Source organism: Brotocaccenecus cirricatena (assembly GCF_020687045.1).
GTDB lineage: Bacteria > Bacillota > Clostridia > Oscillospirales > Oscillospiraceae > Vescimonas > Vescimonas cirricatena.
On record NZ_JAJEPW010000082.1, the window covers coordinates 1 to 9639 of the forward strand.

Sequence of the window (9639 nt, forward strand, 5' to 3'; positions counted from 1 at the left end):
TAATTTGCTGCCCAAACTGATGTCTGGCGAGATCGATGTGTCTGCTGTCCAGCTCTAAGCTGCTAAATTATCGTTTACCTGATTTGGAGGTTGTACCATGTTTGATAAAGTTCAGGAGAGCTTGAAAAAAAGCAAAGACGAGCGCCAGAAAAAGCGTCTTGAAAAGGAACGGGTTCGTCTTGAGAAAGCCGCAGCAGAAGCAGTTCGTGAGAAAGAGCGGCTTCAACAGGAGGCGGAAAAGATACAGGCTGAAAAAGACCGTCTTCTCTCCCTCGATGATAAGGGGCTGATGGTAGAATTGATTCTGGCAGTGCGAGGTCTATACTCACAAATGGAGTACATTCAAAGTCAGCAGGCTTCTTTATCCGAGCGGGTTGACGATATTGAGTCGGACATCTCTTCCATCCGCAGCGATATTTCAGATTTGGAAAGCAGACTGGGCTCGTCCGATCAGTAAAACTCAATGAAGGAGGCGCAGACGTGATTATTTCACCACAATCTCTTGATACAAACCTAAGTCAGCTTTTAGCGGAGGTTAAGTCCGGCTCAATGCAGTTGCCGGAGTTTCAGCGCGACTGGACTTGGGATGATAACCGAATTAGAGGAATTATCGCCAGTTTGTCGCAAGGCTACCCTATGGGTGCCATTATGCGGCTACAATACGGTAATCCGGACATTCAATTCAAATACCGCACAATTACGGGCGTAAAAGGCGTCTCAGTAAAGCCGGAGCATTTGATTCTTGATGGACAGCAGCGACTTACTTCCATCTATCAGGCAACATCCTCTAAAGAGCCGGTCTCGACCAAAACAGAAAAAGGCAAGGCTATTAAGCGTTATTACTATCTCTCAATGGAGAAGTGCCTTGACGATGATGAGGATCGTTTTGATGCAGTCTTGTCTATTCCGGAAGACCGCAAGATCAAAGAAAACTTTGACCGTGATGTGAAGCTCGACCTCTCAACCAGAGAATATGAATACGAGAATAAGCTGTTCCCGGTCAATATTGTGTTCGATAGCAACGCCGTTATGGACTGGTTCATGGGCTACATGACGCACTATGGAATGAAGCCGGAGGCAATGGACGAGTTCAAGCGTTTTCAGGCGGATGTGCTGAATACAATTTCCGGGTATAAGCTGCCTGTGATTACGCTGGACAAGTCCACGCCGCGAGAGGCAGTGTGCAAGGTGTTTGAGAACGTCAATACCGGTGGTGTTCCTCTCACGGTGTTTGAGCTTGTTACCGCAACTTATGCCACAAGAGACTTTGACCTGAGAAAAGACTGGGTGCAGTGTCGAAATACAATTTGCGGTTTCGGTGACACGCTGAGAACAGACCTGTTCGATGGGATTGATGAGACTACCTTCCTGACAACGGTTTGTCTCTTTACAAGCTATTTGAACAAGCAGTCTGGAAAGACAAACACAATCTCCTGCAAAAAGAAAGATGTTCTGGGACTTCCTTATGAATCGTACATAGCGAACCGGGATGCAGTGCTGTCTGGGTTCAAAATCGCAAAGGAGTTTCTTCTTCGGGATCAGTGCGTTTTCCGTCAAAGAGATTTGCCCTATACAACGCAGTTGATTCCACTTGCGGCAATCTGCGCTGTTCTCGGAAAATCCAAATGCAATGAGCCAAACACAATCAAAACTCTTTCTCGGTGGTATTGGTGCGGGATTTTGGGTGAGATGTATGGCGGTGCGAACGAAACCCGCTATGCCTATGACATTGAGGACATGGTTGAAGAGGTCAATGGACGTCCGAATGCAATGCACACGATTAACAGCGCAGTCTTTTCTTCTACGCGGCTGCTAACCCTTCAAACTCGCTTGAGCGCGGCATATAAAGGTATAATGGCTCTTCTTTACAAGGAGAAGTGTCGTGACTTTATGAACAACACGACGATTGACATTGTAAACAGTATGCTTGAGTCTCCGGATATTCACCATATATTCCCCGAAGCATATTGCGAGAAAATGGGCATCAAGCGCGAACGGTATAATTCCATCATTAACAAGACCCCGATTCTTCCAGCCACCAACCGCTCGATTGGCGGAAATGCGCCGAGTGAGTATCTGGGGGCAATTCTAAAGAAGGTTGATGGACTGACCGAGAATGAGTTGCAAGCACGGGTGGAATCGCACTTTATCAACTATGCAGAATTGAAGGCAGATGACTTCAATGGCTATTTCATCGACAGAGCAAAAAGCCTTCTAAACCTAATTGAAAAAGCGATGAATAAGCCCGTCACTGACAGAGATGCAGAAAACACGCTGGATCAGTTCGGGGCGAGTCTGGCGTAAAAGGGAGTGACAAACTATGGCAGGATATTTTACAGAATCAAATTACGAGAACGCTGTCTTGCAGCTTCTCAATGAAGAACTGGGCTATAACTATATCTATGGACCGGACGTGGAGCGCGATTATCACTCGCCGCTTTATGAGGATGTTCTGCTGCCTTCCTTGCAGCGGATCAACAAGAGCCTGCCTATGGACGCTCTGACGGAGGCAATCTATAAGCTCAAGAACTTTGAAACTGGAACGCTCTTGCAGAAGAACATGGTCTTTATGGACTACCTCCAAAACGGAGTCCCGGTAAAATACTATGACAAGGGTGAAGAACGCTCTACCCTTGTTTACCTTGTAGACTTCAAAAATCCTGCCAGTAACGAGTTCACAGTTGCGAATCAATGGACTTTCATTGAGAACTCCGAAAAAAGACCAGATGTGATTCTCTTTGTCAATGGTCTCCCGCTCGTCATTGTGGAGTTGAAGTCTCCGTCCCGCGAAGAAACCGACGCTTCCGCAGCATACCGCCAGCTCCGGAACTATATGCATGAGATCCCCTCTATGTTCATTTATAATGCGGTATGTGTCATGAGCGACTTGACCACTTCAAAGGCTGGTACAATCACGTCCGGCGAAGACCGCTTTATGGAGTGGAAAACAACAGACGGCAGCTATGAGAATACGCAACACGCATCATTTGACACATTCTTTGTAGGACTGTTTGAGAAGACCCGCTTCCTTGACATCGTGAAAAACTTCATCTGCTTTAATGTGGATGGACAGAATACATTCAAGATACTCGCTGGGTATCATCAGTATTTTGCAGTCAAAAAGGCGATTGAGTCTACGAAGCACGCGACTGTGACAGACGGCAAGGGCGGCGTCTTCTGGCATACACAGGGCAGCGGAAAATCGTTGTCTATGGTCTTCTATGCTCATTATCTGCAAGAAGCGTTAGAAAGCCCCACTATCGTTGTCATTACCGACCGTAACGATCTGGACGACCAGCTTTACGGACAATTCGCCCGCTGCAAGGACTTCCTCCGGCAAACGCCGCAGCACGCTGAGAGCCGCAAGAATCTGAAAGAACTGCTTGCAAACAGACAGGCAAACGGCATAATCTTCACGACCATGCAGAAGTTTGAAGAAAGCAACGAAGCTCTTTCGGAACGCCGGAACATTATCGTGATGGCTGATGAAGCGCATCGTGGGCAATATGGTCTCAATGAGAAGGTTGTGGTCAAGCAGAAGGACAACGGCGAAGTCGAGGCGAAAACCGTTATCGGCACTGCCCGCATTATAAGAGACACGCTTCCTAATGCGACCTACATTGGATTCACCGGAACACCGATCTCCACAAAAGATCGCAGCACACGAGAAGTCTTCGGTGATTACATCGACATCTATGATATGACACAGGCAGTTGAAGATGGCGCGACCAGACCCGTCTACTACGAGAGCCGTGTGATTCACCTGAAACTCGACGAGAACACCCTCCATCTGATCGATAATGAGTATGACATTATGGCCGACAACGCCGATCCGTATGTCATTGAAAAGAGCAAAAAGGAACTTGGTCAGATGGAAGCAATCCTCGGTGCCGACCAGACGATCAATTCCTTGGTAAATGACATTCTTGATCATTACGAGAATTACCGTGAGAATATCCTGACCGGAAAGGCGATGATCGTTGCTTATTCGCGTCCCATAGCAATGAAGATTTATAAGCGCATTCTTGAGCTGCGCCCAGCGTGGACGGAAAAGATTGCAGTGGTCATGACGCAAGGCAATAACGATCCCGAAGAATGGCGTGAGATTATCGGCAACAAAGCTCATAAGGACGATATGGCGCGGAAATTCAAAGACAACAACTCTCCGCTGAAAATCGCCATCGTCGTGGATATGTGGCTGACCGGCTTTGATGTTCCCTCCCTTGCTACGATGTATGTCTATAAGCCGATGGCTGGACACAACCTGATGCAAGCTATCGCCCGCGTCAATCGTGTCTTCAAAGATAAAGAAGGCGGTTTGGTTGTCGATTACGTCGGTATTGCGGCGGCACTGAAACAGGCAATGAACGACTATACTGCCAGAGACAAGAAGAACTATGGTGATACAGATGTAAGCAAGGCTGCATATCCGAAGTTCCTTGAAAAGCTCTCTATTTGCAGAGATTTGTTCCACGGATTCAGTTATGAGAAATTCATGACCGGAAGCGACCTTGACAGGGCGAAGCTCATCAGCGGCGGAGTGAACTTCATACTCGGCAAGAGTGTTGCAGAGTACGAGCTTCCCGACCATGAGAAGACACAGAATGTGTTTATCAAAGAAGCCCTGCTTCTCAAGCAGGCACTTTCGCTGTGCAGCAGCTTGGTAGACGAGCAAACTCGCATGGAGGCAGCTTTCTTCGAGTCCGTAAGAACAATGACCGTGCGCTTGGTTTCAGGCGGTACCGGAAAGAAGTTTACGCTTCCGGAAGTAAATGAGCGCATTAACGAACTTTTGAAGCACAGTATCAAAAGCGAAGGCGTTATCAACCTTTTCTCTGATGTCCAGACTGAGTTTTCGTTGTTCGATCCGAAGTTCCTTGAAGAAGTGGCAAACATGAAGGAGAAGAATCTTGCAGTCGAACTCCTGAAAAAACTGATTTCCGAACAGGTCTCTGTTTACCGCCGAACAAATATCGTCAAGTCTGAGAAGTTCTCCGAAATCATTCAGAGCGCAATGAACCGCTATTTGAACGGAATGCTGACCAACGAGGAAGTCATTCAAGAATTACTCAAGCTGGCGAAAGACATTGCCGCTGCTGCCGCCGAGGGTGAAAAACTCGGATTGACAGCGGACGAGCTTGCTTTCTATGATGCTCTCACGAAGCCGCAAGCAATCAAGGACTTTTACGAGCATGATGAGCTTATTGCTATCACGAAAGAGCTGACAGATTTGCTTCGCAAAAACCAGACAATAGACTGGCAAAAGAAAGAGAGCGCAAGAGCTGGAATGCGCCGCTTGGTCAAAAGGCTGCTGAAAAAACACAAATATCCGCCTGAGGGTATGGATGATGCAGTCCAGACTGTCATGAGCCAGTGTGAGATGTGGACGGACAATGTAATGACCGCTTAACTCCCCTACGAGAAAGGAGTAGATCATGGGCAATTCAGTCATGTTGAATGGCGTCGAATATGCCGGAGAGCAGATTGCCTACAAAGACAGCACCTATGAACTTGTATCGAAGGTTGCCTACCTGATCGGCGTCCCGCTCCGTATTTTTCAAAATGAACACGAGCCGCCGAAGATAGAGATATACAACCGGCTTGAGCAGGATAAAAATGCCCGCATCATCCGGAATCTATGTATCATCCGCACCGCCATTGAGCGCAATTACCGGAAAATAAATGACATCATGCGGATGGAATACCGTGGGCTTCTTTCGATGCCTGAGATCCTTCCAATGTCCAGTATGCAGCAGCTTTCAAATGACGGAATCAGCTTTATCAAAAAGTCGAGTACAAAGCTCTGCCACCACATTATCGAGATCAACCGGCTGATTTCAGACCGCATTAACAACTGCAAAAGCCTCTTTCCAATCTGGATTAACTGGGCGTACATAAAAGAGCTGTTCATTATGCCAAACGGCTTGACAGAGGACGGAACGAAAGATGCTGCGGACATCTATTACGCAAGTCTCTCCTACTACCCCTATCAAATGTACATCAACTGGGTTCCGATGGACGAGGGTAATGTCCTCTATAATGACAAGAAGTTTGCTACCCTGCTTTATCAATGGCATTGCGACGCCTTCACGGAATACAGTAAAGTCTCCGATGCAGGGGCTTTTGTAAAAAACAATATCTACGACTTCATAGATAACAGTGAGAAGACCGTATTGGTAGTGGACTGCGAAAACTCCGACCCGTACAAGCTGTGCGCCACGCTCAAAAATCTTGATTATGAGGTCATGCAGAAGATTACGGCGATCATTCTCTTTGATGACGTACACACCGCTACGGCATGGCGGATTCTTGAAAACTACACCCGCATCCCCGTTGAACATATCATGATTGAGCGGATCAAGCAGAACAAATCACTGGTAGACATCAAGCTCACCGCAAGAGCCTGTCAGGAACACTACCAGAAGCAAGTGGATTCCTTCGTCATCGTCTCAAGCGATTCCGACTACTGGGGGCTGATCTCTTCCTTACCGGACGCCAGATTCCTTGTCATGATTGAGCGGGAAAAATGCGGACCGGATATGAAGGCAGCACTTGCAGAATCTGGGATATTCTACTGCTATCTGGATGACTTCTACTCCGGCAACAGCGAGGACATCAAGAAAAACGCACTGTTCAAGGAGATGTACCGCTGGATTGACAACTCCGTTCACCTGAATGTCAACGATATGTTTGATGCAGCTCTGCGAAACACGAGGATCGAAATGTCTCCCGCAGAGCGGCGGCAGTTCTATGAGAAGCACATCAGGCACATGACGCTGACTATCGACGAGAACGGAAACGTCAGCATTGAGCTGAAACGTGGATAGCCTTGGTTTCTATTCCGGGAGGAATGTGGATGGACAACAGATTCTATTTTGGATTCAATACATCGGAGGAACGGAAAAAGCGCAGAAAAGCAGAGCTGTACTCCATGAGTGAGCAAGTCAGCACCTTCTTTTGGGATGAAGCCCCGCAGCATGGCTTGGAAATGCGTGAGGGGCAGCAGGATATGTCCTTTGAGATTGTGGACGCCCTCATAAACGATCAGCATTTTGCGATTGAAGCTGGCGTGGGCATTGGAAAGTCCTTTGGCTATCTTGTGCCGGTGCTGCTGTACAGCAAACGCATGAACAAGCCGGTTATCATCGCAACCTCGACCATTGCGCTTCAAGAACAGCTCTGGCGCGATGTCCATGCGGTAATGCCCCTTCTTGGGCTGAACAGCGATGTCATCCTCGCAAAAGGACAGACACATTATCTCTGCAACAAACGCGCAGATGAGTATATGTGTGCCCCGAAGGCTGACCCACCGGACGCGCTCAAAGAAGGAATCCAGCAGGGGTATGAGGAACGCAAGGATTTCCCGGAGGTTTTGCCGCAAGGCGTCTGGGACAAGGTAAACGTGCAGCGGTTCAGCATGAAGAATTGCGGCTCCTGTGAAAAGAAGTGCAAGTATTACAAAGTCCGCGCAGCATTAAAGTTTACGGATGGAGTGGTACTGTGCAATCAGGATTTTCTAACCCAGCACCTCATGAAACTCCGGCGCGGTCAGGACGGGCTGATTAACGCCGCCGCTGATCTGCTTGTCGTGGATGAAGCACACAACTTGGATGATAAGGTGCGGAGTGCCACAACGGAGCGTTTCGGGCAAGGTATGCTCTTTGGAATGATTAAGAGCGCATTCTATGAGCTGCGATCCTCTGACCAGAGCAGTGTGTCCGGTGAAAAGCGAGAGGCGGAAAGCTCAATCATCGCCTTTTATAACTGCCTGAAAGCTCAAGTCCAAAAGCAGATCAACGAGGCAGATCAGGATATGCGCTACGCTGACCGCTTTTTCTTTGACCAAAGCGGCAGCGCAGTTGAGCTGCTTACAGAAATGAACGCCGCCATACATAACCTTTCGTCCAGCATTCAGATTTATTCCAGCATGGATTTCAGAAACAACCGTTCCTTTGCTGCCTCTGATGATCTGGATGCTGTCAGCGAGTCCCTTTCAGAGCTTCTTGACCGGATAGATGATATGTTGATCTGGATTGAGCAGCACGGCAGCAACACGGAACTCGTCTATTGCCCTAAAAACACAAGAGAAATTGTGAGCCGCCTATATTTCAACGGGGACGAGCGAACAATTCTGACCTCTGCCACGCTGACGAACGCCACGAACGGTTCTCTGGAAGAACAGTATTCTTACTTTATCAGCAATACCGGCTTTCCCGCTGGTGATCGCGGCTGCTTATCCGAGCCAAAGCCTTCCCCATATCCATACGATGAACACGCCATGATCTACTATTGCGACGATCTCCCGCACCCGACCAGAGAACATGAAGCCTTCATTGAAAAGGGCGTGGAGCGACTGCTTGAGATCCTGAGCATTTCCAATGGAAAGGCACTCGTGCTGTTTACGGCAAAGACCGACATGGAAGAGGTCTACTCCATTCTCAGTGAGAAAAATCTTCCGTACAAAATCCTGATGCAGCAGCCGGGATCGTCGCAGGACAAGGTGCTGAATGAGTTTAAGGAAGATACGAACTCCGTGCTTCTGGGGACGGGCGCATACTGGGAAGGCATCAGCATTGAAGGAAAAAGCCTTTCCAATGTTATCATTTTCCGGCTTCCGTTTCCTGTTCCCGATCCAATTATCGAGTATAAGTGTTCTGTTGCTAAGGACGCTCTGATGGATGTCCGCGTTCCCGAAATGATTATCAAGCTCAAGCAAGGTATCGGGCGATTGATCCGCAATTTCACAGACACCGGCATTGTCTGCATCATCGACCGAAGACTGCGGGACGAGCCGCCTGAACGCTATCATGACATCACATGGGACTCCCTGCCCATCAAAAATCGGACAAGCAGTTTGGACGAACTTAGGAAGTTTTACGAAGGTCTGCCCTCAGCCAAGGAATGATGATACAAACGGCAGTCTCTTCGGAAACATAGAGCAGCCCCCCAAAAAACGACAATCAGAAAACGGAGGTGTATCATGTTGTACAATGAAAATCTGCACGAAGAAGAACAACATCTGATCCAGCAGATTGCCGAGCAAACAGAGAGAGGTAAAATCGGCTGGGAACTGACGGAGTATAATCCGCTGTCATTTCTGAATGAGGACAAGATAGACAAAAACCCAGCAGTAATCTGTCAGTCCTTCTCCTTTGAAGCGATCATCGGCGGCTCCCGTTTCGAGCTTGATGTCATGGAGAATATTGATGTGCCGTCCGGTATGGGAGACTACACCATAACCTTGACGCGGGATGAAACCGAAAATTATCTTAAAATTGAGGATGCGCTTTCCTTTGACTGTGACCGCTATGAATGCACACCGGAGGAAGTCGCAGAGCGATTTGCGGACAGCCCCATTGTCCGTCTCTGCAACGCTATCATTCCTGCCACGCTTGGGCAGGAGGATTTAGAAGAGGTCTTCACATGGGCAAGGTTTTTCAACGAGACTGGCATTTCTGCAAAGCTAATGAATCATCCGCTGACCAAGCTCTGTGAAAAGCTGTTCGACGAACACCGTTTGATGGACTTCCATCGCGGCATCTTGGATGTGGACTATCGAAAGCTGCTCCTAAATGAACTGGCTCATAACTAAGACACGGAAAAACGCCCCCGACACTGTGCGTCTGGCACAGTGTCGGG

At 48.1% G+C, this 9639-nt stretch carries 6 protein-coding genes; all 6 read left to right on the plus strand.

Translation table 11 applies throughout. The features are described 5' to 3' along the window. Window positions 1-97 precede the first annotated feature (97 nt). The 6 genes from LKD37_RS15700 to LKD37_RS15725 all read left to right on the plus strand — a co-directional run bounded on the left by LKD37_RS15700 (window position 98) and on the right by LKD37_RS15725 (window position 9592). Window positions 98-457: a hypothetical protein gene (locus LKD37_RS15700; RefSeq protein WP_015564517.1), complete on the plus strand. Its 360-nt coding sequence runs from the start codon at window positions 98-100 to the stop codon at window positions 455-457. A 23-nt stretch (window positions 458-480) separates the two neighbouring features. Next, complete coding sequence (locus tag LKD37_RS15705) at window positions 481-2304, plus strand: GmrSD restriction endonuclease domain-containing protein (RefSeq protein ID WP_227202768.1); 1824 nt, start codon at window positions 481-483, stop codon at window positions 2302-2304. Between the two features lie 16 nt (window positions 2305-2320). After that, window positions 2321-5410 (plus strand): type I restriction endonuclease subunit R, encoded by a 3090-nt coding sequence (locus tag LKD37_RS15710; RefSeq protein ID WP_302930040.1) that lies wholly within the window; start codon window positions 2321-2323, stop codon window positions 5408-5410. Window positions 5411-5435: 25 nt separating this feature from the next. Further along, window positions 5436-6827 (plus strand): NYN domain-containing protein, encoded by a 1392-nt coding sequence (locus LKD37_RS15715; RefSeq protein ID WP_302930041.1) that lies wholly within the window; start codon window positions 5436-5438, stop codon window positions 6825-6827. A gap of 29 nt (window positions 6828-6856) precedes the next feature. Further along, window positions 6857-8905: an ATP-dependent DNA helicase gene (locus LKD37_RS15720; protein WP_302930042.1), complete on the plus strand. Its 2049-nt coding sequence runs from the start codon at window positions 6857-6859 to the stop codon at window positions 8903-8905. 75 nt (window positions 8906-8980) lie between these two features. Then, entirely contained in the window at window positions 8981-9592 is a 612-nt protein-coding gene (locus LKD37_RS15725) for a hypothetical protein (protein WP_147561345.1), read from the plus strand. Window positions 9593-9639 lie beyond the last annotated feature (47 nt).

Bases quoted from the DNA above. Each gene is read 5' to 3' on its own strand.
- LKD37_RS15720 (WP_302930042.1), top strand. From the start codon at position 6,857: ATGGACAACAGATTCTATTTTGGATTCAATACATCGGAGGAACGGAAA.
- LKD37_RS15715 (WP_302930041.1), top strand. From the start codon at position 5,436: ATGGGCAATTCAGTCATGTTGAATGGCGTCGAATATGCCGGAGAGCAG.
- LKD37_RS15710 (WP_302930040.1), top strand. From the start codon at position 2,321: ATGGCAGGATATTTTACAGAATCAAATTACGAGAACGCTGTCTTGCAG.
- LKD37_RS15700 (WP_015564517.1), top strand. From the start codon at position 98: ATGTTTGATAAAGTTCAGGAGAGCTTGAAAAAAAGCAAAGACGAGCGC.
- LKD37_RS15725 (WP_147561345.1), top strand. From the start codon at position 8,981: ATGTTGTACAATGAAAATCTGCACGAAGAAGAACAACATCTGATCCAG.